The sequence below is a fragment of the Saccharopolyspora oryzae genome, assembly GCF_027853915.1.
GTDB classification, from domain to species: domain Bacteria; phylum Actinomycetota; class Actinomycetes; order Mycobacteriales; family Pseudonocardiaceae; genus Saccharopolyspora; species Saccharopolyspora oryzae.
The window spans coordinates 56032-76958 of sequence record NZ_JAQGLA010000014.1 but is presented as its reverse complement, the minus strand read 5'-3'; the positions used below and the strand labels follow the sequence as shown (position 1 = coordinate 76958).

Here is a 20927-nt window from a genome sequence, read left to right as displayed (position 1 = left end):
GGCCGTGAGTCTTTTGTGGTGCTATAGCGACGCAAAAGACTCACGGCCCCTGACCAGGCAGAACTTCAGCTCGTCGGGGAGGGCTGATCGCTGATAGCGTTTCGAGGATGACCGGTGAACAGGTGCTGGTGATCGGCGCGGGGGTGCAGGGGCTGACCTGCGGCGTCGTGCTCGCCGAGGCGGGCTGGCCGGTTCGGATCCGGACCGAGGACCGGCCGCGCGCGACCACCTCAGCGGTGGCCGGTGCGATGTGGGGTCCGGCGCAGCTCAGGCCGGCCGAGCCGGTGCTGTACTGGGTGACCCGCTCGCACGCGGAGTTCACCGCGCTCGCCCGCGATGACACCTCCGGGGTGCACCTGTGCGCCGGTCGGATGGCCGCCCGCTTCGACCTCGGCGACGCGGTCCCGACCGAAGCCCGGCTGATCCCCGATCTGCGGCGCTGCACCCCGGACGACCTGCCCGAGGGCTTCACCAGTGGATACCGGGGGACGGTGCCGCTGATCGACATGCCGCGCTACCTCGACCACCTGGTCGCGCGGTTCCGGGACGCCGGGGGAGACCTGCAGCTCAGCCCGGTCCCGACGCTGGCCGACGCGGCTGCCGAAGCGAGCACGGTGGTCAACTGCACCGGTGTGGGTGCGCGCGAGCTGGTCGGCGATCCCGGGGTGCACCCGGTGCGCGGCCAGCACGTCGTGGTGCGCAACCCCGGCATCGACGAGTACTTCGTCGAGCTGACCGACTCGGGTGAGTTCACCTCGTACATGCCGCACGGCGACCGCGTCGTGCTCGGCGGCGTGGCGGAGGCCCAGGAGTGGAACCGGGTGGTCCGGCCAGCGGTGAGCGCCGGGATCCGGCGGCGGTGCGCCGCGATCGAGCCGCGGCTCGGCGAGGCCGAGGTGCTCGAGGAGCTGGTCGGGCTGCGGCCCGGGCGGGAGTCGGTGCGGGTGGAGGTCGAGCACTACGAGGGGGCGCGGATCATCCACAACTACGGGCACGGCGGCTGCGGGGTGGCGCTGTCCTGGGGTTGCGCCTTCGAGGTGGCGGATCTGGCGGAGGGCTGACCCGCCACCGGCGCTGCGTCAGGACTTCAGCTGCTCGACCACGTTGTCGATTTCCTGGGCCAGCGAGGTGTCGTTGGCCGTGATCCCGCCCTTGGAGTGCGTGCTGCAGTGGAACGCCACGGTGCGCCAGCGGATGTCCATGTCCGGGTGGTGGTTCTCGCTCTCCGCGATCTCGGCGATCCGGGTGACCGCCTGGATCGCCTGCGGGAAGCTGGCGAACTCGACGGTGCGGGACAGCTGGGCCCCGTCCTGCCGCCATTCCGGGAGGTGTTCGAGCGCCGCGGCGACCTGGGTGTCGGTGAGTAGTTCGGTCATGAGGACATGGTGGGGGCTCCGCCCGCCGAACTCCACCGGACGTTCCGGTGCGCTGTCACCCCAGGAGTGGTCAATTTCGTGCGAACGGCTCGGCGTTGGTCAGGCGGGTCGGGGGCGTTCCAGGTAGGTGGTGTCGGGTTCGGTGAAGCCGAAGGCCCGGTAGAGGCCGTGGGCGTCGTCGGTGTGCAGCATCCAGCGGAAGTCGCGGCCCGGACCGTCCTCGATCATGGTGCGGACCACGGCCTTGCCGACGCCGTGGCCGCGGGCCTCCGGGAGGACGAACACGTCGGCCAGGTAGGCGCCGGCCACCCCGTCGGAGAACGCCCGCGCGAAGCCGATCTGCCGGCCGTCGGACTTCCGGTAGGCGCCGACCACCCGCCACGCCAGGTCGATCTGGCGCTCGACGTGCTCGCGCCGGCGCCACCCGCCCCAGTACGCCTGCGTGGACAGGAAGTTCCAGACCACGTCGCGATCCACCCGGTCCCGGGAGTCGTCCACCTCGAATTCCATGCGCGCCAGGCTACTGCCGAGCACGCCTTCCGCGACACGGATTTTCGGCGCTCAGCGCGGCCGCGAAACCACGATGTGGGGTGCCGGTTCTGTTCGGGCACCCCACATCGGATTGGCTCAGAGGCAGGTGTGCAGGGCGGTGAGGAGGCGGTGCGCTCGGTCGTCGAAGCCTTCGGTGCGCATCAGGCACGGGCTGAAGGCGAACGAGACACCTGCGCTCGGCCAGCAGCCGAAGAGGGAACCGCCCGCTCCGCTGTGCCCGAAGCCGTCGGTCGACGGGCCGTAGGTCTCCAGCGCGTCCTGGAGCTCGTAGCCGAGGCCGAAGACCAGCGGACGCCCGGTGCCGGGGTCGGTTCCCCGGCTCTCCTCGCGGCTGATCCGCTCCACTGTGGACTCGGCGACCAGTTTTCCGCTCACCAGCGCCGAATACACCGCCGCCATGCCGCGGGCGGACGCCATCGCGCCGCCACCTGGCAGGCCGCTGGTCCACCAGTCCGGGGTGTTCCACGGGGCGCCGTCGCCCAGCAGCGAGGGCGGGTTGCCGTACACCTTGTCGCGGTAGGCCAGGGCTTCCGGGGTGTTCAGCCGGTTGGCCACCTGGTAGTCGGCGGCGCGCCAGCGCCGACCGGTGCGCGGCCACTCCGATTCCGGGAGTCCGAGCCAGAAATCCGCGCCGAGCGGTTCGGCGATCTCGGTGCGCAGGAACTCGCCGACCGCACGGCCGTCCACGCGGCGGATCAGCTCGCCGGCCAGCCAACCGAAGGTCAGCGCGTGGTACGCGGTGGTCGAGCCGACCGGCCACAGCGGTGCCTGCGCGGCCAGCAGCGCGGCCATCGCCTGGTCGTCCGCCGCGTCTTCCCTGGTCACCGGGCGTTCCGGGTAGGGCAGGCCGGCGGAGTGCGAGAGCAGCTGCCGCACCGCGACGTCCTGCTTGCCCGCCGCGCCGAACTCCGGCCAGTACCGGGTCACCGGTGCCTCGGGATCGATCGCGCCGCGGTCGATCAGCAGCGCCACGCCGGTGGCCACGATTCCCTTGGTGCCGGAGAAGATCGGCATCAGGGTGTCCGTCGTCATCGGCTCGGCGCCCTCGGGATCGCGGTGCCCGGCCTGCAGGTCGAGGACCTGCTCGCCGTCGCGGAACACCGCGAACGCCGCCCCGGCGTCGTCCTCTGCGACGATCGCGGCGAACTCCTCGCCGACCTGGTCGAAACCACCCATCAGCTGCTCGCCTCCAGCTCGAAGTTGGGAGCATCGGCCAGCAACGACTGCGTGTACTCGTGCTGCGGCGCGGCGAACAGCTCGTCGGCCGAGGAGTGCTCCACGATCCGCCCGCCCTGCAGCACCGCCACCTGCTGCGCGATGTTGCGCACCAGCGCGATGTTGTGCGTGACGAACACCAGCGCCAGGCCCATCCGCTCGCGCAGGTCCTGCAGCAGGTCGACGATCGCCGACTGCACCGACACGTCCAGCGCCGAGGTGATCTCGTCGCAGATCAGCACGTCGGGCCGGGTGACCAGGGCGCGGGCGATCGCCACCCGCTGCCGCTCACCACCGCTGAGCTGGTCCGGGTAGCGCTCGGCGATGTCCGGGCGCAGCGCGGCCAGCTCCAGCGCCTCGATCACCCGCTCCTCGGTGCTCTTGCCGCCGGAACCACCGCCGAGCACCGAGATCGGCTGGGCCACCAGGTCGCGCACGCGGCGGCGCGGGTTCAGCGACTCGTACGGGTTCTGGAACACGTACTGCACCTGGCGCCGCTGGTCCCGGGTGCGCTTCGCGCTGCTGGGCGCGAGTTCGGCGCCGCGCAGCAGCACCGAGCCCTCGTGCTTGGCGTGCAGACCGGCCAGGCAGCGCGACAGCGTGGTCTTGCCGCTGCCGGACTCGCCCAGCAGCGCCAGGCAGGTGCCCGGCTCGACGGACAGCGAAACGTCGTGCAGCACCGGCGAATCCGTGTACCAGGCGCGGATGTTGCGCACCTCGAGCACCGGTTCGGCAGCTTCCGGCGAAGTGCCCTGCGGACGCGGCTCGGCCACGAGCCGTCCGGAACGCGGGTGCAGGCAGCGGATCTCGTGCCCGGGCGAGACCTCTTCGACCTGCGGGACCTCGCTGCGGCACTCGTCGGTCGCCGCCGCGCAGCGGGGCGCGAACGCGCAGCCGCCCGGACGGCTCAGCGGCGACGGGGCCTGGCCGTCGATGGCCTGCATCGCCCGCTTGCCGTCCAGGTCCGGCACCGCGAGCACCAGACCGGCGGTGTAGTGGTGGCGCGGCTCGTTGAGCACCTGCTCGGTCGGGCCGGTCTCCACGATGCGCCCGGAGTACATCACCGCGATCCGGTCGGCCAGCTCGGCGACCACCGCCATGTCGTGCGAGATGTACACGCCGGCCGTACCGTGCCGCTCGCACATCTCGCGGATGGTGGCCAGCACCGTCTTCTGCGTGGTGACGTCCAGACCCGTGGTCGGCTCGTCCAGCACCACCACCTCGGGGCGGCCGACGAACGCCATCGCGATCGCGATCCGCTGCTGCTGGCCACCCGAGAGCTGGTGCGGGTAGCGGCGCAGGAACTCGTCGTCGTCCGGCAGCGCGACCTCGGTGAGCACTTGCTTGATCCGCTTCCGCGCGGCATCGCCGGAGACGTCGTGCACGGCCTCGCTGAGCTGCGTGATCAGCCGCAGCGCCGGGTTCAGCGCGGAGGCGGGGGACTGCGGGATGTAGGCGACCCGGCGACCGCGCAGCGCGGCCGCCTGCTTGGCCGGGAGGTCCATGAGGTCGGTGTCGCCGACGCGGATCCGGCCGTCGGCGATGCGGGTGCCGCGCTTGCAGTAGCGCAGCATCGCCAGGCCCAGGGTGGTCTTGCCGGAACCGGATTCGCCGATCAGGCCCAGGATCTCGCCCGGGGCCAGGGTGAACGAGATGTCGGCGACGATGGCGGCCTCCGAGGGAACCCCTCGGATTTCCAGGCCGGCGGCGTCCAGAGCGGGGGAAGTCATCGACACCTCCGGAGGTGGGATCGGCGGGAACCCGACACGATTTCCGTTGAAATCGCGTGTCCAATTTCCATTGAATTTGCGTGATCGGTGAGCATCAGCGGGCCTTCTCGATGCCTCGGTCGACACCTGCGACGGAGCGGGCGAGGCCGTCGGCGACCAGGTTCGTGCCGATGGTCAGGATCGCGATCGCCAGCACCGGCAGCGCCACCGCCCACGGCTGGACGGTCAGGGCGATCCGGTTCTCGTTGATCATCAGGCCCCAGTCCGCGGTCGGCGGCTGCAGGCCGAGACCGAGGAAGCTCAGGCCCGCGACCAGGCCGATCGAGTAGTTCAACCGCAGGCCGAGCTCGACCAGCACGGTGCCGGTCACGTTCGGCAGGATCTCGCCCAGCAGGATCCGGAACTTGGACAGGCCGATCGCCTCGGCGGACTTGACGAAGTCGCGTTCGGCGACCGACAGGGTGGCCGCCCGCACCACGCGCATCACGCGGGGCAGGTGGCTGCCGCCGACCACCAGCACCAGCAGCCACAGCTCGGGGCCGACCACGCTGACGAACAGCAGGGCCAGCACGACCTGCGGGAACGCCAGCGCGATGTCGCCGAAGCGCATCAGCAGCTCGTCCAGCCAGCCGCGGCGGTAACCGGCGTACATGCCCAGCAGCGCGCCGCCCCCGACGCCCAGCAGGGTGGCCAGCGCCGCCAGCAGCAGCAGCGTCTGACCGCCGTGCAGGAACCGGGTCAGCACGTCGCGGCCCAGGTTGTCGGTGCCGAACCAGGTCGCCCCGGTCGGGTCGGAGAACGGGGTGTCGACGAACTCGGTGGCGGCGTGCGGGGCCAGCAGCGGACCGACGATCGCGGTCAGCACCACCAGCGCCGACAGCGCCAGGCCGATCTTCGTCCGCGGCAGCCGCAGCGCGGCCCGCCAGACCCCGACCGCGCGCGGCGCGGGGGCGGAACTGGTCGAGGTGTTGGTTTTCTGCGCAGTCGTGGTCATCGCGCGGCGGACCTCACCTTCGGGTTGGCGGCCAGACTCACCACGTCGGCCAGCAGGTTCACGACGATGTAGACGGCCGCGATGGCCAGCGTCAGCGTCTGCACCACCGGCAGGTCGCGGTTGTTCACCGCGTCCACCAGCGCGAACCCGATACCGGGGAAGCGGAACAGGAATTCGACGATGACCACGCCACCGGCCAGCCAGGCCAGCTGCAGCGCGATCACCTGGGCCACCGGGCCGATCGAGTTCGGCAGCGCGTGCCGCAGGATCACGGTCCGCTCCGGCATGCCCTTCAACCGGGCCTGCTGGACGTACTCGCTCTCCAGCACCTCGATCATGGTGGCGCGCATGATGCGCACGATGTAGGGCGAAACCGCGAGCACCATCGTCAACGTCGGCAGCACCAGCTGCACCGGATCGCTCCACGCCGAACCCGACCCGGTCATCACGTACACCGCGGGCAGCAGGTTCAGCACGCCGGTGGAGAACAGCAGCACCAGCAGGATGCCGACCACGAACTCCGGCAGCGCGGCCAGCACCAGGCTGACCACCGAGGTGGTGTGGTCGAAGGTCTTGTCGCGGCGCAGCGCGCTGTAGGTGCCGACCAGGATCGACAGCGGCACGCTGATCAACGTCGCGCACAGCATCAGCGCCAGCGAGTTGTTCAGCCGCGAGCTCAGCAGCTCGGTCACCGGCATGCCGTTGGCGTAGGACTCGCCGAGGTTGAGCTGGAAGATGTTGCCCAGCCAGGAGAAGTACTGCATCCACAGCGGCTCGTCGAGGTGCAGCTGCTCGCGCAGCGCGGCCAGCCGCTCGGGGGTGGCCTCGCGGCCGAGGATGGCGCGCGCGGCGTCGCCCGGGAGTGCCTGGGTGGCCAGGAAGACCACCACGGACACCGCCCAGAGGATCACCAAGCCGAGCAGGATGCGCTTGACCAGCATTCGAGTCATCTGGTGTCCCCTCACTTCGCCAGCCAGGCGTGCCGGAAGCCGTAGGAGTTCAGCGGGATGCCGCTCTTGTCCGAGTTGAGGCCGACCACCCGCACGCTGTGCGCGTCGAGCTGGTTCGGGAAGCCCCACACGATGTAGCCGCCGCTCTCCCACTCGAGTTGCTGCGCCCGCGCGATCAGCTCCTTGCGGCGCGCTTCATCGGTGGTCGCCCGCGCCTGGTTCACCAGGTCGTTGAACTCCGGGTGGTCCCAGTGGGTTTCGTTGTACGGGGCATCCGGCAGGCTTCCGGAGCCGGCTTGCGCCAGGAAGTTCCGGGTGAACCAGAAGTCCTGGGCGAAGTCCCAGGACAGGTACATGTCGCCGAAGAACTCGCCGCTGTCCACCCGGCGGATGTTGATCGTGATGCCGGCTTCCGCGGCCTGCTGGGCGAACACCTGCGCGGCCTCCACCACGCCCGCGGCCACCGGCGAGGTCACCAGCTCGACGGTCAGGTTCTCCTTGCCCGCCTCGCGCAGCAGCTGCCGGGCCTTGGCCACGTCGCGCTTGCGCTGCGGCAGGCCGGAGTTGAACAGCGGATCGGCGGGGGCGTACAGGTCGTTGCCGACCGTGCCGTGGCCGCCGAGCACCTGCCTGATCATCTGCTCCCGGTCCACGACCAGCCGGAACGCCTGCCGGACCCGCACGTCGTCGAACGGCGGCCGGTCCACCCGCATGGTGAACGGGATCCACGAGCCGGTCTCCGACTCCAGCAGCCGCAGGTTCGGGTCCGCGTCGAGCACGCGCAGCAGCCCGAGCGGCACCTGGTCGATGGCCTCGACCTGGCCGCCGAGCAGCGCGTTGATCCGCGCCGTGTCGTCCGGGAAGTCGATGATCACGAGCTCGTCCAGGTACGGCTCGCCCTCGCGCCAGTAGTTGGCGTGCTTGGTGAACAGGCTCTGCTGGCCGGGTTCGAAGGAGTCGAACTTGAACGCGCCGCTGCCGACCGGCCGCTTCGGGTCGTAGTCGGCGGGCACGATCCCGTTGGCGTACTCGGCGAACTGGTCCGGCAGCGTGACGTCCGGGCGGGACAGGGTCAGCCGGACGGTGCGCGGGTCCAGCGCCTGCATGGCGTTGAGGTCCAGCGAGCTGAGCCCGACCGCGCCGTTCTTCGGGTCGGCCGGGTCTGCGATCCGGCGCAGCGTGTGGATCACGTCGTCGGCGGTGATGGTCTTGCCGTTGTGGAACTCCACGCCGTCGCGCAGCCGGATCGTCCAGGTCAGGGCCTGCGGGTCGGACTCGACGGACTCGGCCAGCGCCGGCTGGACCTGGTACTCGTCGTCGTAGCGCAGCAGGGTGTCGTAGAGCTGGAAGATCCGTGCTTGGTCCGGGTGCGTGACGGTGGCGTGCGCGTCCAGCGTGTCCTTGCTGGAGCCGCCGACGACGCCGACCCGCAGCCGTCCGCCGTACTGCGGCGGGCCGGTCGGCACCGGCGCTTTGCGGACCGCGCCGCCCGAGCAGCCGGTGATCAACGTTCCGGCTCCCACCGCGCCGGCACCCGCCGCGACGTACCGGAGGAAGTCGCGACGACTCGGGGCGGCGTTCGACTGTCCTCTGCTCGCCATCCGGGCGGTACCTCCTGTGTCTCGCGGGGGCACGCGTCGGCTCGACTCGAGTCGGTCGGCCCGCCCGTCCGGTCGGCCCCCGGCAGCTCCCCGCTGGTGTTGCGTTTCGATGCGCGACTGATTGATCAGTCAATCGATCGCATCGACCTTCGCGGACGGGAAGGGGGCTGTCAAGACGTCATGTGCTGGGTCGATGTGTCAACCCCTCGTTTCGCTGCGACGATCAAACGTTGTGTTCCCTTGCTACTTTCGCAACGCTTGATCCGGTTTGCGCACCTGGCTTGGCCATGGGTTTCACCGATCCCGGATGGTCCCGATGGCGGTTGACGCGGCTCGTTCGAGCGACGTCGACCGCGTGCGAAGCCGGCGAGGCATCTCACAGCCCGCCGCTACTGCGGGTCATGCGGACAATTCGGACGGTCGCCGGATGCTGAGATCAGCCTGAGAAACAGGTGGCCATCTGAGAACGGATCGCGAGTTCGGCGCCCGACCCGCCCTCCGCTCGGCATGCTGGAAAGCATGGTGCCGCGCGTATTGGTGGTGGACGACGAACCCGGGATCCGAGCAGCCCTGCAGCGAGGGCTGTCCGCCGAAGGCATGGAAGTCACCGCCGCGGCCGACGGCACCGAGGCCCTGCGCCTGGCTCACACCGGCGCCTTCGACGTCCTCGTGCTCGACGTCGTGCTGCCCGGTCTGTCCGGCTACCGGGTGCTGGAGAGGCTGCGCGCCCAGGACGTCACCATCCCGGTGCTGCTGATCTCGGAGAAGAACGGCGAGGTCGACCAGGCCGACGGACTGGACCTCGGTGCGGACGGCTACCTGGTCAAACCCTTCTCCTTCCTGGTGCTGGCCGCGCAGGTGCGCGCGCTGCTGCGGCGGCGCGACACCGCGGGCAGGCAGATGTGCTTGCGGGTCGGCGAGCTGGAGATAGACCGCGCCGGACGCGAGGTGCGGTGGGCCGGTCAGTCGATCTCGCTCTCGCCCCGCGAGTACGGGTTGCTGGTCGCGCTCGCCAGCCATCCCGATGCGGTGGTGCCCAAGGACGACCTGCTGCGCATGGTGTGGGGCGAGGAGCAGCTCGTCACCCGGAACGTCGTCGAGGTCTACATCGGCTACCTGCGCCGCAAGCTCGCTGCGGCCGGCGCCGACGCGATGGTGCAAACCGTGCGGGGCCAGGGCTACCGGGTTTGCGCCCAGCCGGCCTGATCAACGGCCTGCCAACTGATTGCTTCAGCAACAAGTACGAGGTCGGGGTCGGGGTCTGCCCGGAGGTGGGTATCGGCCCGCCGGGCCATGTCGGGCAAGATGTCTCCACGTGTCGGTGTTGCGGAGCACGGGACTGATCGAGGCACCTGTCGCCACGGTGGGGGCCGCGCTGCGGCACACGCGAACGGCGGAGGTCGGCCTCGCGGACATCGGGATCAGCGGCACCGCCGCGACCCGTCCGGCGGCACTGCTGGTGCCCGGTGATGAACTCGTCTTCCACACGAAAATCGCCCGCCTCCCGGTCGATCTGACCACTCGAATCGTGCGCGCCGACGCCGACGCGCAGAGTTCCGTGCTGGTGTCCGGCCTGCTGCCGGAGCTGCGGCACGAGTCGGTGCTCGCCGCGGCCGGGCCGCGAACGCTGCTGACCGACTCGGTCCACTGGACGACCCCGTTCGGGCCGCTGGGACGGCTGGCCGACGTCGCGATCGGCCGCCGCTTCGTGCTGAACGTGCTGGCGCGCCGGATCGACGCGGTGCGCGAACTCGCCGAGTCCTGGGCGAGCCGCGAGGTCGTCGTCGGTGCCGCCATCGTCCACAAGGGACGCTTGCTGGCGCAGCAGCGCAGCTACCCGGCGCCGGACGCCGGGCGCTGGGAACTGCCCGGTGGTCGGGTCGAACCCGGCGAGGACGAGCAGGCCGCGGTCGTCCGGGAATGCCGGGAAGAACTGGCCGTCGAGGTGCGCCCCACCGGCCGGGTCGGCACCGACGTCCCGCTCAACAACGGCATGCTGCTGCGCATCCACGTGGCCGAGTTGGCCGACCCGACGGCGATCCCGGAAGCGGTGGAGCACCACGAGGTCCGCTGGGTCGCGCCCGACGAACTGACCGACCTCGACTGGCTCGACGCCGACCGAGTCTTGGTCCACTCCCTCCGAGACCTCCTGGCCGAGGCTTAGAGCTCCAGCAGTTCGATGGGGTCGAACGACAGCGGGAATGGCAGGTCCGTCTCGAAGGTCTGGCCGCTCAGAGCCTTCGCGTGATCGCGATAGGTTCCGTCTTCGAGCCGCAGCAATTCCACCGACGCGCGTTCCTGCTCGTACTTGATCTCAACACGCATGAAGTACGGGATACCGGCCTTGGCGTACTCCGCGGGCTTGTCGACGTAGTCGTTTCGGCGTGTCGACCGTGACACGCATTCGCCGACCAGTAGGAAGGCCTGGGCTGGAATCCAGACACGTCCGCGTGCGGGCTCCCGAAGCACTGCGAAGTCCGGCTGGGTCCAGCGCAGCGAGGAGAACTGCGGCATTTCGAGGTTCAGCGTGGTGTAGGCGTTTCCGCCGAGTTGCCGGGCGGGCGCTCGCATGCGGATGTAGAGCTCGTCAGCCGCGTAGATGTTCGCTGAACCTTCGTAGGGGCTCGTGATCAGCTTTCCGCCCAGGCACTCGTGCTTGGCCGGGGGCATCCCCGGGATCGGCAGGTACCTGTCGGCGAGTTCAGGCGTCCACAAGCCGTCCAGATCGACCAGCGGGTCGAACGGGGCGTGCGGGTCGAACGACGGTGCAGCCACGGTGGAGCTCCTCTCGGCCAAGAACGCGGTGTTGCCTTCAGTCGCAGTACTCATGAGCCCAGGTTGTCGGCACTGATCATCGGTTCGCCAGGTGCTCCACTCGAACTGGTGAACGAATGGACGATGGGGGACGCCTTCGGGTGGTCGGTCCACCTGAAGGCGTCCCCCGGGGGCCGATCAGCGCAGGCCGGTGACGTGGAAGGCGGCTTGGAGGCGGGGCTGGGCCCGTTCGGTCGCCCGCTTCGCTCCGTGGGAGCGGATGCGATCCAGCTCGGCGGGGTCGTCCAGCAGCTCCAAGGTGCGCCGGCGCAGGGGGCGCAGCTCCTCGATCACCGTTTCGGCGACCACGTCCTTCAGCTCCGCGTAAGTGCTGGTCGAGCCGGCCGCGGTGTAGGGGCTCGTGCCGGTGCAGGCGGCCAGGATCTCCAGCAGGTTCGCCACCCCCGGCTGGTCGTCCGGGTCGTAGCGGATCCGGTCCAGCCCGTCGGTGACGGCGCGGCGGAACTTCCGGCGGATCACGTCCGGCTCGTCGAGCACGAAGACCACGCCGGGGGACTGGGGGCTGGACTTCTCCATCTTGCGGCCCGGATCGGCCAGGTCCCGCACCCTGGCCGCGGTCTTGGGCACCACCGCCTCGGGGACGACGAACACCTGGCCGTAGTGCGAGTTGAACCGGCGGGCCAGCGTGCGCGCCAGCTCCACGTGCTGGTCCTGGTCGCTGCCGACCGGCACCTGGCTCGCGCCCTGCAGCAGGATGTCCGCGGCCATCAGCACCGGGTAGGTCAGCAGGCCGACGCGCGAACCGTCCTGCCCGGCGCCGCGCTCCTTGAACTCGACCATCCGGGCGGCCTCGCCGAACGAGCAGGTGCACTCCAGGATCCAGTTCAGCGCGCCCAGCTCGCCGGCCAGGTCGGACTGGACGAACACCGAATCCGGATCTATGCCCGCGGCGAGCAGGACGGCGAACTGCTCGCGGGTGAGCGCGCGGAGCCGCTGCGGGCGGTTCGGCGTGGTCATGGCGTGCAGGTCGGAGACGAAGAACAGGTCCTCGGGTTCGCGTTCGGCGGCCCACCGCCGCACCGCGCCGAGGTAGTTGCCGAGCTGGACGTGGCCGGACGGGGTGATCCCGGACAAGCGGGTCATGGGTCTCTCCTGTGGTCGGCGACCGCCACCGGGATCGACCTGGCACTGCTCGGCCGCCCGGTCGAGCGGCCGATTTCGGAGTGCGTCAGTGCGCTGCGTCGGGCCGCCCGGAGGCGGTCCACCAGTTGTTCGACAATGCGCGCACGAATCAATGTTACCGCTTGGTGATCGGCAGCGGTCAAGTCGAAGAGCTACCGTGGAAGCATGTTTGTAGTGCTGCTGCAATACACCGCCCCGGAATCGGAAATCGACGCCCAGTTGGTAGATCACTACGAATGGGTCACCCAGCATTACGACGCCGGTGATTTCATCGCGGCCGGTCACCGCCACCCGCGCAGCGGCGGGGTGATCATCGCCCGCGCGATGTCCCGCGGCCGCCTCGACGCGATCCTCGCCACGGACCCGTTTGCCCTGCACAAGCTGGTTCGCTACGAGGTGATCGAGTTCCAGGCGCTGCGCACCATCCCGGAGCTGGCGAAGTACGCCGACCCGTTGACCCCGGTCGCCCACAAGTAATCACCGCTCACCGGCCGAGGCCGCGGCGGGCGCCGCGGTGAGATCATTTCGCGTTCTTTTTCTTTTCCGCTTTCTTTGCCTTCTTTTGCTCTTTCTTGACCTCGTCCGCTTTGGCTTCGCGGAGCAGGTTGCGCAGTACCACGATCGGGCAGCTCTTGCAGGGAGGTTGCGAGCGGCAACATTTTTTCTTGACCTTGATGGTGCCTTTGCCCACGATGCTTCTCTCCGGCGCTCCGACGGGGGATGGGCACAGGGTAGGCGAACCTAACCTCGGATGGCGAACTTGATGTTGTGCGACGGCCGCCCGGTGTTGCGCTGAGCACGCGGCGGCCGATGCGGCTGCGCGTTGCACTACCCTGGAACGAGCCGCGCGTCGACGCACGCGCCCCGCTGCTGGTGGGGTGCCGTCCGGAACAGCTCTGCAGCAGCGGCGCAGTGGAGCCGCGGCGGGGTGCCCCGAGGGGTGCCAGGACCAGGTGTTCGCGCCCGATCACGAGGTGCGCCGGAACAGCACCGCACCCGGCCCGCAGTCGACGAACCCAGCCGCGCCCGCATTTCCGCGCCGAGCCAGGAGTACCCACGCGTGTCCGTCACCAGTGTCGCCGCCCCCATTCGCAGCGATCTCCGCAACGTCGCGATCGTCGCGCACGTCGACCACGGCAAGACCACCCTGGTGGACGCCATGCTGCGGCAATCCGGCGCCTTCTCCGAACGAGCCGAACTGGTCGACCGGGTCATGGACTCCAACGACCTGGAGCGGGAGAAGGGCATCACCATCCTGGCCAAGAACACCGCGATCCGCCGGGAGACCGACGCCGGTCCGGTGACCATCAACGTCGTCGACACCCCCGGTCACGCCGACTTCGGCGGTGAGGTGGAGCGCGCGCTGTCCATGGTCGACGGCGTGGTGCTGCTGGTCGACGCCAGCGAGGGCCCGCTGCCGCAGACCCGGTTCGTGCTGCGCAAGGCGCTGGCCGCCGGGATGCCGGTGATCCTCGTGGTGAACAAGGTCGACCGCCCGGACGCCCGCTGCTCCGAGGTCGTCGAGGAGACCCACGACCTGCTGCTGGAGCTGGCCAGCGAGCTCGACGGCGAGGCCGATCTCGACATGGAGGCGATCCTGGACCTTCCGGTCGTGTACGCCTCCGCCCGCGCCGGTCGCGCGTCGATCGCCCAGCCGGTCGACGGCGAGCTGCCCGACGAGGAGAACCTGGACTCGCTGTTCGAGGTGCTGCTCAAGCACGTCCCGGCGCCGGTCGCCGACGTCGAGTCCCCGCTGCGCGCGCTGGTCACGAACCTGGACGCCTCGTCGTTCCTCGGCCGGATCGCGCTGTGCCGCATCCACGCCGGGACCATGCGCAAGGGCCAGACCGTCGGCTGGTGCCGTGCGGACGGGACCGTCGAGAAGGTCCGGCTGACCGAGCTGCTGATCACCGAGAACCTCGACCGCGTGCCGTGCGCCGAGGCCTCCGCGGGCGACCTGGTCGCCATCGCCGGCATCCCGGACATCACCATCGGTGACACGCTGGCCGACCCGGACGCCCCGGAGCCGCTGCCCCGGATCACCGTCGACGACCCGGCGATCTCGATGACCATCGGCGTCAACACCTCGCCGCTGACCGGCCGCAACGGCGGCACCAAGATCACCGCGCGGCAGGTGAAGAACCGCCTCGACGCGGAGCTGATCGGCAACGTCAGCGTGAAGGTGCTGCCGACCGAGCGGCCGGACGCCTGGGAGGTGCAGGGCCGCGGTGAGCTGGCGCTGGCCATCCTGGTCGAGACCATGCGCCGCGAGGGCTTCGAGCTCACCGTCGGCAAGCCGCAGGTGGTCACCAAGACCATCGACGGCAAGCTGTGCGAGCCGTTCGAGCGGCTGACCATCGACGCCCCGGAGGAGCACCTGGGTGCGATCACCCAGCTGCTGGCCGGTCGCAAGGGCCGGATGGAGACCATGGACGGCCACGGCACCGGGCGGATCAAGCTCGACTACGTGGTGCCCTCGCGCGGCCTGATCGGTTTCCGCACCGAGTTCCTCACCGAGACCCGCGGCACCGGCATCGCCAACCACGTCTTCGAGGGCTACTTCCCGTGGGTGGGCGAGCTGCGCACCCGGCACACCGGTTCGCTGGTGGCCGACCGGGCCGGCTCGGCGACGACCTACGCGCTGCTGCAGCTGGCCGACCGGGGCAGCTTCTTCACCGAGCCCGGCAACGAGGTCTACGAGGGCATGGTGGTCGGGGAGAACCCGCGCGCCGAGGACCTCGACGTGAACATCACCAAGGAGAAGAAGCTCACCAACATGCGGTCGTCCACCGCGGACGAGCTGGAGCGGCTGGCCAAGCCGCGGACCCTGGCGCTGGAGGAAGCGCTGGAGTTCTGCTCCGCGGACGAGTGCGTGGAGGTCGGCCCGGAAGCGATCCGCGTCCGCAAGGTCACCTTGGACAGCACCACCCGCGCCCGCGAGCGTTCCCGCGCGAAGGCGCGCGACAACGGCTGAGCGCCTGAGAACCTGTCTCCGGGCTCGTTTTGCGTGGCGGTGCGGGTGGCGGAACCTCAGCGCCCGCCTGGTCTGCGGGTGCCCAGCCTTATGTATGCCAATACACGGCGGCTGGGCCGTCCTCGCCAGGCGAACGCTGAGAACCCGCGGCGGTGCAAGCGCCGGGGGTGGGCTATGCGCCTGCGGCGCATCAAGGACAACGAGGATCAAAGACGGGATCTGAATTTCGAGCAGTGGTGCAGAGGGGCTCCCGGTGACGGGAGCCCCTCTGGCTCCAGGCGTGGTCGGTACGTCCGCGATGTCGGATTGCCGGGTTTTCCCGCCTCCGGGCCGGGATTTCTCCGTTTCGCGGGCACGCGGGGCGGGCGGCGAGCAGACTGGGCACCTACCCCGGTGTCGATCTTCTGGTCGGCGGAAGGAACCATGGAGGGCCTTCGCGCGTCTTCAGCACGTGCGAGGCGCCCCGGTGACCGGGGCGCGTTCGGGGGATCAGACGTGAAGGGGAGGTTCGGCGTGTCCCAGGGTCGACGCCGCCCACTGGTCGCGGTCTCCCTGCTGGTGACAACCGCGAGCTTGGTGGCCGCCTGCACCAACGCACCGCCACCGCCGCTGGTGTCGCCAACCCCGACGACGCAGCCCCCGACGACCACCGCGCCGTCCAAGCAGCCGATGCCGGTGGAGGTCGTGGTCGGGGTCGACGAGCTGGAGGGCGGGTTCAACCCGCACACCCTCGCCGACCTCTCGCCGACCAGCTCGGCGCTGGCCAGCCTGATGCTGCCGTCGGTGCACCGGCCCGGCCCGGACGGGCGGCTGCAGCTGGACACCACGCTGATGGAGTCGGTGGAGGTGGTGCCGGACCAGGAGAAGTTCACCGTCCGCTACCGGATCCGCCGCGAGGCGAACTGGTCCGACGGCGCGCCGATCGCCGCCGAGGACTTCGTCTACCTGTGGCAGCAGCTGCGCTCGCAGCCCGGCGTGTCCGACGCGGCCGGCTACCAGCTGATCGACGACGTGGCGTCGCGGCAGGGCGGCAAGACCGTCGACGTGACCTTCTCCAAGCCGTTCCCCGGCTGGCAGTCGCTGTTCAACAACCTGCTCCCCGCGCACCTGCTGCGGGACGCGCCGCGCGGCTGGTCGACGGTGCTGGACGACGGCTACCCGGCTTCGGGCGGGCCGTTCGCGATCCGGCAGATCGACCTGGACCGCGGCGAGATCATCCTGGAGCGCAACGACCGGTACTGGGGTCCGCCCGCGAAGTCCGACCGGGTCGTGCTGCGCGCGCTGGACAAGGGACGCCAGGTCGAGGCGCTGCGCAGCGGCGACAGCCACCTGGCGGTCTTCGGCGCGGACAGCGGGACCATGCAGGCGCTGCGCGATCTCGGCGACTCCGTGAAGCTGATCAACGTGCCGCGGCCGGCGACGGTGGAGGTGCTGCTGCGCCCGGACAGCCGCGTGCTGTCCGACATCAAGGTGCGGCAGGCCGTTCTCGCCTCGCTCGACCGCCCGGCGCTGATCGAGTCGGGCACCGGCGGTGGCCCGGCCGATCAGATGCAGTCGCACGCCCAGGTCCTCGCGCCGTCCGAGCCCGGCTACAACCCGACGGAACCGGCCGGTGCGTTCCCGGAGAAGCCCGACCCGGCGCGGGTGCAGAAGCTGCTCGAGGAGGCCGGCTACCACCGCAGCGGCGGTGCCTGGCTGCGCGACGGGCGGCCGTTGAACCTGGTCATCGCCGCGCCCTTCGAGCACGAGTCCTACATCCGGGTCGCGGAGGAGACCGCGCGGCAGCTGCGCGAGCAGGGGATCCAGGCGACTGTGGTGACGCCGACCGGGGACCAGCTGTTCGGCGAGATGCTGTCGGCGAACCCGAAGGCCGGGGCGTCCGGTGCGGTGGCTTCGGTGGACATGGCGATCGCGCCGCGTCCGGCCGGTGGTGACCCGGCGGCGACGATGGCTTCGGCCTACGGCTGCCCCGGCGTCGCTTCGGACACCGAGCAGCCGTTCCCGCACAACGCGGCCGGTTACTGCGACGAGCTGCTGCAGCCGACCATCGACGCGGCCATGACCGGCAAGATCCCGTTCAACGAGGCGTCCTCGATCGTGGAGCCGGTGCTGTGGCGGTCGGGCGTGGCGATGCCGCTGTACCAGCAGGCGCAGGTGCTGGCGGTGCGCCCGGAGGCCAAGGGCGTTCAGCCGGGCAACGGCTTGTCCGGTCCGTTCTCGACGGCGGCCGACTGGCTCGGGACCTACGCCGACAGCGACGGCTACTGATGTCCGGGTTGAGCTGTTCGCTGTTGGGCACTAGATCATCCGGAGCAATGCGAATGCCGTCCGTCGTGTGGTGCGCGCCGCAGATTAGGCTGGACCGGTGAAGCTGACGGCCCCACCGCGGTTGTTGCTGGTGCACGCACACCCCGATGACGAGAGCCTCTGGACCGGCGGGACGATCGCCCGCTACGCCGCCCGCGGCGTTCAGGTGTTCGTGGTGACCTGCACCCTCGGTGAGGAAGGCGAGGTCATCCCGGAGAGCCTGCGCGGCCTGGCCGCCGACCAGGCGGACCAGCTCGGCGGCTACCGGGTCGGCGAGCTGCGCTCGGCGTGCGCCGCGCTCCGGGTGGCCGACCACCGGTTCCTCGGCGGCATCGGCCGCTGGCGCGACTCCGGGATGCTCTGGGAGCAGCCGGGACAGGCGGGTGCGCTGCCGGACGCGCACCCCCGGGCCTTCGCGATCGGTGACGGCGAGGAGCAGGCGGGCGCGCTGGCCGACGTGCTGCGCGAGGTCAAGCCGCAGGTCGTCGTGAGCTACGCGGCCGACGGCGGTTACGGCCACCCCGACCACGTCCGCGCGCACGAGGTCACCGTGGCCGCCGCCGCGCAGGTGCCCGACGTGCAGCGCGTCTTCTACGCCGTGCCGTCGCAGGGCACGATCGAGAAGGGCCTGGCCGCCCTGGCCGAAGTCGAGGACATGCCCTTCGAACTGCCCGAACCGCACGAGCTGGCCAGCGTCCAGGACGACGAGATCACCACCGTGATCGACGTGTCCGAGCACCTGCCCGCCAAGATCAGCGCGCTGCGGGCGCACGGCACCCAGGTCAAGGTGTGGCTGGACCGGTGGGACCACGGCGAGGGCATCGCGGCCTACGCGCTGTCCAACGGTGTCGCGCAGCCCATCGTCCCGACCGAGCACTACGTGCTGGCCAGCGGTGATCCGCAGGGCTGCGAGTCGGACCTGTTCGGTGGCCTCGGGGTGAGCGGCACCGAACCGGTGGGCGACCGTTGAGTCCCCTGGACCGGGTGGTGTTCGGCTTCCTGCTCGTCGATGCCGTCATCCTGGCGCTGGTCGAACTGCTCTTCCTGCCGTCGTACATCGGCGCCGTGCAGTTCCCGATCACCGCGGCGCTCGCGGCCGTCACCACGCCGCTGCTGGTGGCGGAGGCCGCGAGGTTCTCCCCGCACCGCCGGGTCGCCGGGGCGCCGCTGGTGGTGTGGTTCCTGACCGTGCTCGTGTTCGGAGTCCTCGGCCCGGGCGGCGACATGGTCCTGCTCGGCAACGACTGGCGGACCCTGCTGCTGCTCGGTGCCGGTGCGCTGCCGAGCGCGATGATGCTGGGAATCGTCCTGGGCAAGCGCGCGAACGCCTGAACAGCTGTCTGAAGCACTCGTTTTGCGTAGCGGTGCCGGTAGCGGAACCTCAGACGCCGCCTGGACTGCGGGTGCCCAACTTTATGTATGCCAATACACGGCAGTCGGGCCGTCCTCGCCAGGCGACGTCTGAGAACCCGCGGCGGTGCGAGTTGCGAGGGTGGGTTATTCGCCTGACGACGAATCAAAGATCAAAAGCCAGGATCCGTGGCAGGCACTGAACCCGGTGCCAATGTGGCGTAGCGCACGTCGGTGTTCGGACGTTGATCGACCACGTCGGACGCGTGCGCAGCGGGTCGTTCGGGGGCCGAAGTGGTTTACGGCGTTAACGCCCGCATCGTAGAGTTGCCAGCGCTCCCGAGCTGTGGACCGGTTACGCGTCCTGGGTGGGTAGGGGAGATACTGTCAGCAGTCGCGGCAGGAGGTTCCTGCGCGCGAGTAGGACAACGCTTCGAGCAGGAGTGCAACCGTGACCTACGTGATCGCCGAGCCCTGCGTGGACGTGCTCGACAAGGCCTGCATCGAGGAGTGCCCTGTCGACTGCATCTACGAGGGCGGGCGGATGCTCTACATCCACCCCGATGAGTGCGTCGACTGCGGTGCCTGCGAGCCGGTCTGCCCGGTGGAGGCCATCTACTACGAGGACGACGTGCCGGACGAGTGGGCCGCTTACACCAAGGCGAACGTCGACTTCTTCGACGAACTCGGTTCGCCGGGTGGTGCGGCGAAGGTGGGCAAGAAGGACTTCGACGTGGAGCCCATCAAGAGCCTGCCCCCGCAGGGCGAATGAGCGCCGCGACCGGCCCGGACGCGACGTCCGGGCCCCGCGGTCCGCAGTTGCCGCAGTTCCCGTGGGATTCGCTGGCCCGGCAGTCCGCCGCGGCGAAGGCCCACCCGGACGGCATCGTCGACCTGTCCGTCGGGACCCCGGTCGACCCGGTGCCGGAGAACTTGCAGCGCGCCTTGGCCGAGGTCGCCGACGAGCCGGGCTACCCGGCCACGCACGGCACCCCCGAGCTGCGCGAGGCGGCGATCTCGTCGCTGCAGCGCCGCTACGGGATCACCGGGCTGGAGCCCGACGCCGTGGTGCCGACCATCGGTTCCAAGGAGCTCGTCGCCTGGTTGCCCACGCTGGTCGGCGTGCGGCCCGGCGACGTCGTGGCCATCCCGGAGCTGGCGTACCCGACCTACGAGGTGGGCGCCAAGATCGCCGGTGCCGAGGTCGTGCGCCTCGCGCCCGGTGAGCTGCCGCCGGCCGGAACCACCTTGCTGTGGCTGAACTCCCCGTCGAACCCGACGGGTCGCGTGCTGGACGCGCAGCAGCTGGGCGAGCAGGTGCGGGCCGCGCAGGAGCTCGGCGCGGTGATCGCCTCCGACGAGTGCTACCTGGCGCTGGGTTGGGACACCGAGCCGGTGTCGGTGCTGCACCCCTCGGTGGGCGCGGACCGGCGCGGCGTGCTCGCCGTGCACTCGCTGTCGAAGTCCTCGAACCTGGCCGGGTACCGCGCCGGGTTCATCACCGGTGACCCGGATCTGGTGCGGCGCCTGCTGGAACTGCGCAAGCACGCCGGGATGATCGTCCCGCGCCCGGTGCAGCAAGCGATCACCGCGGCGCTCAGCGACGACTCGCACGTGAGCGCGCAGCGCGAGCTGTACGCGGCGCGGCGCGCGGTGCTGCGGCCCGCGCTGGAGTCGGCGGGCTTCCGGATCGACCACTCGCAGGCGGGCCTGTACCTGTGGGCGACGCGCGGTGAGGACTCGTGGCAGACGGTGGACTGGTTGGCGCAGCGGGGGATCCTCGCGGCACCGGGCACCTTCTACGGACCGGCCGGAGGCCACCACGTCCGCATCGCCCTGACGGCGACGGACGAGCGCATCGCCACCGCGGCCAAGCGCTTGGCGGAGTGACCGGAGGGGTGCCGGTCTGGAACCGGCACCC

General features: G+C 70.3%; 20 protein-coding genes. 10 read left to right on the top strand and 10 right to left on the bottom strand.

Features of this window, described 5'->3' with window-relative positions; genetic code table 11:
- Nucleotides 1-107 precede the first annotated feature (107 nt).
- Complete coding sequence (locus OU415_RS12610; protein WP_270948865.1) at nt 108-1061, top strand: FAD-dependent oxidoreductase; 954 nt, start codon at nt 108-110, stop codon at nt 1059-1061.
- Nucleotides 1062-1079: 18 nt separating this feature from the next.
- On the opposite strand, the gene OU415_RS12605 is transcribed toward OU415_RS12610, so the two are convergent.
- The 7 genes from OU415_RS12605 to OU415_RS12575 all read right to left on the bottom strand — a co-directional run bounded on the left by OU415_RS12605 (nt 1080) and on the right by OU415_RS12575 (nt 8418).
- Entirely contained in the window at nt 1080-1376 is a 297-nt protein-coding gene (locus tag OU415_RS12605) for a 4a-hydroxytetrahydrobiopterin dehydratase (RefSeq protein WP_270948864.1), read from the bottom strand.
- 99 nt (nt 1377-1475) lie between these two features.
- Entirely contained in the window at nt 1476-1886 is a 411-nt protein-coding gene (locus tag OU415_RS12600) for a GNAT family N-acetyltransferase (protein ID WP_270948863.1), read from the bottom strand.
- Nucleotides 1887-2003: 117 nt separating this feature from the next.
- Nucleotides 2004-3104 carry a serine hydrolase domain-containing protein gene (locus tag OU415_RS12595; protein WP_270948862.1) on the bottom strand — a complete coding sequence of 367 codons (1101 nt, stop codon included), beginning with the start codon at nt 3102-3104 and terminating at the stop codon, nt 2004-2006.
- Entirely contained in the window at nt 3104-4873 is a 1770-nt protein-coding gene (locus OU415_RS12590) for an ABC transporter ATP-binding protein (protein ID WP_270948861.1), read from the bottom strand. The genes OU415_RS12595 and OU415_RS12590 overlap by 1 nt, the downstream gene beginning before the upstream one ends.
- 94 nt (nt 4874-4967) lie before the next feature.
- Complete coding sequence (locus tag OU415_RS12585; protein ID WP_270948860.1) at nt 4968-5867, bottom strand: ABC transporter permease; 900 nt, start codon at nt 5865-5867, stop codon at nt 4968-4970.
- The gene (locus OU415_RS12580) at nt 5864-6817 is read right to left on the bottom strand and encodes an ABC transporter permease (RefSeq protein ID WP_270948859.1); all 954 of its coding nucleotides are present in this window, start codon (nt 6815-6817) and stop codon (nt 5864-5866) included. Before OU415_RS12580 ends, OU415_RS12585 begins: the two co-directional genes overlap by 4 nt.
- Before the next feature lie 11 nt (nt 6818-6828).
- Complete coding sequence (locus OU415_RS12575) at nt 6829-8418, bottom strand: ABC transporter substrate-binding protein (RefSeq protein ID WP_270948858.1); 1590 nt, start codon at nt 8416-8418, stop codon at nt 6829-6831.
- A gap of 519 nt (nt 8419-8937) precedes the next feature.
- On the opposite strand from OU415_RS12575, the gene OU415_RS12570 reads away from it, so the two are divergent.
- Together OU415_RS12570 and OU415_RS12565 are read left to right on the top strand one after the other, a co-directional pair.
- Nucleotides 8938-9624 (top strand): response regulator transcription factor, encoded by a 687-nt coding sequence (locus tag OU415_RS12570; protein WP_270948857.1) that lies wholly within the window; start codon nt 8938-8940, stop codon nt 9622-9624.
- A gap of 109 nt (nt 9625-9733) precedes the next feature.
- Nucleotides 9734-10582 (top strand): NUDIX domain-containing protein, encoded by an 849-nt coding sequence (locus OU415_RS12565; protein WP_270948856.1) that lies wholly within the window; start codon nt 9734-9736, stop codon nt 10580-10582.
- Here the strand turns inward: OU415_RS12565 and OU415_RS12560 are convergent.
- Both OU415_RS12560 and trpS read right to left on the bottom strand, forming a co-directional pair.
- The gene (locus OU415_RS12560; protein ID WP_270948855.1) at nt 10579-11247 is read right to left on the bottom strand and encodes a Uma2 family endonuclease; all 669 of its coding nucleotides are present in this window, start codon (nt 11245-11247) and stop codon (nt 10579-10581) included. The genes OU415_RS12565 and OU415_RS12560 overlap by 4 nt on opposite strands.
- A 123-nt stretch (nt 11248-11370) precedes the next feature.
- Nucleotides 11371-12336 (bottom strand): tryptophan--tRNA ligase, encoded by a 966-nt coding sequence (trpS, locus tag OU415_RS12555; RefSeq protein ID WP_270948854.1) that lies wholly within the window; start codon nt 12334-12336, stop codon nt 11371-11373.
- Between the two features lie 204 nt (nt 12337-12540).
- On the opposite strand from trpS, the gene OU415_RS12550 reads away from it, so the two are divergent.
- Nucleotides 12541-12852, top strand: a complete 312-nt coding sequence (locus tag OU415_RS12550) for a YciI family protein (protein ID WP_270948853.1) — start codon at nt 12541-12543, stop codon at nt 12850-12852.
- A 43-nt stretch (nt 12853-12895) separates the two neighbouring features.
- Here OU415_RS12550 and OU415_RS12545 read toward each other — a convergent pair whose 3' ends face one another.
- Entirely contained in the window at nt 12896-13066 is a 171-nt protein-coding gene (locus tag OU415_RS12545; protein ID WP_270948852.1) for a hypothetical protein, read from the bottom strand.
- Nucleotides 13067-13435: 369 nt separating this feature from the next.
- Here OU415_RS12545 and typA point away from each other — a divergent pair, with 369 nt between their 5' ends.
- From typA to dapC, 6 genes are all read left to right on the top strand, one after another.
- Nucleotides 13436-15349 carry a translational GTPase TypA gene (gene typA, locus OU415_RS12540; protein ID WP_270948851.1) on the top strand — a complete coding sequence of 638 codons (1914 nt, stop codon included), beginning with the start codon at nt 13436-13438 and terminating at the stop codon, nt 15347-15349.
- Between the two features lie 513 nt (nt 15350-15862).
- Nucleotides 15863-17617 (top strand): ABC transporter family substrate-binding protein, encoded by a 1755-nt coding sequence (locus OU415_RS12535; RefSeq protein ID WP_270948850.1) that lies wholly within the window; start codon nt 15863-15865, stop codon nt 17615-17617.
- Between the two features lie 97 nt (nt 17618-17714).
- Nucleotides 17715-18626: an N-acetyl-1-D-myo-inositol-2-amino-2-deoxy-alpha-D-glucopyranoside deacetylase gene (gene mshB / locus OU415_RS12530; protein ID WP_270948849.1), complete on the top strand. Its 912-nt coding sequence runs from the start codon at nt 17715-17717 to the stop codon at nt 18624-18626.
- Nucleotides 18623-18988 (top strand): hypothetical protein, encoded by a 366-nt coding sequence (locus tag OU415_RS12525; protein ID WP_270948848.1) that lies wholly within the window; start codon nt 18623-18625, stop codon nt 18986-18988. The genes mshB and OU415_RS12525 overlap by 4 nt, the downstream gene beginning before the upstream one ends.
- A 469-nt stretch (nt 18989-19457) precedes the next feature.
- Entirely contained in the window at nt 19458-19778 is a 321-nt protein-coding gene (gene fdxA / locus OU415_RS12520; RefSeq protein ID WP_093152999.1) for a ferredoxin, read from the top strand.
- Nucleotides 19775-20896, top strand: a complete 1122-nt coding sequence (dapC, locus tag OU415_RS12515) for a succinyldiaminopimelate transaminase (RefSeq protein ID WP_270948847.1) — start codon at nt 19775-19777, stop codon at nt 20894-20896. The genes fdxA and dapC overlap by 4 nt, the downstream gene beginning before the upstream one ends.
- Nucleotides 20897-20927: the final 31 nt, after the last annotated feature.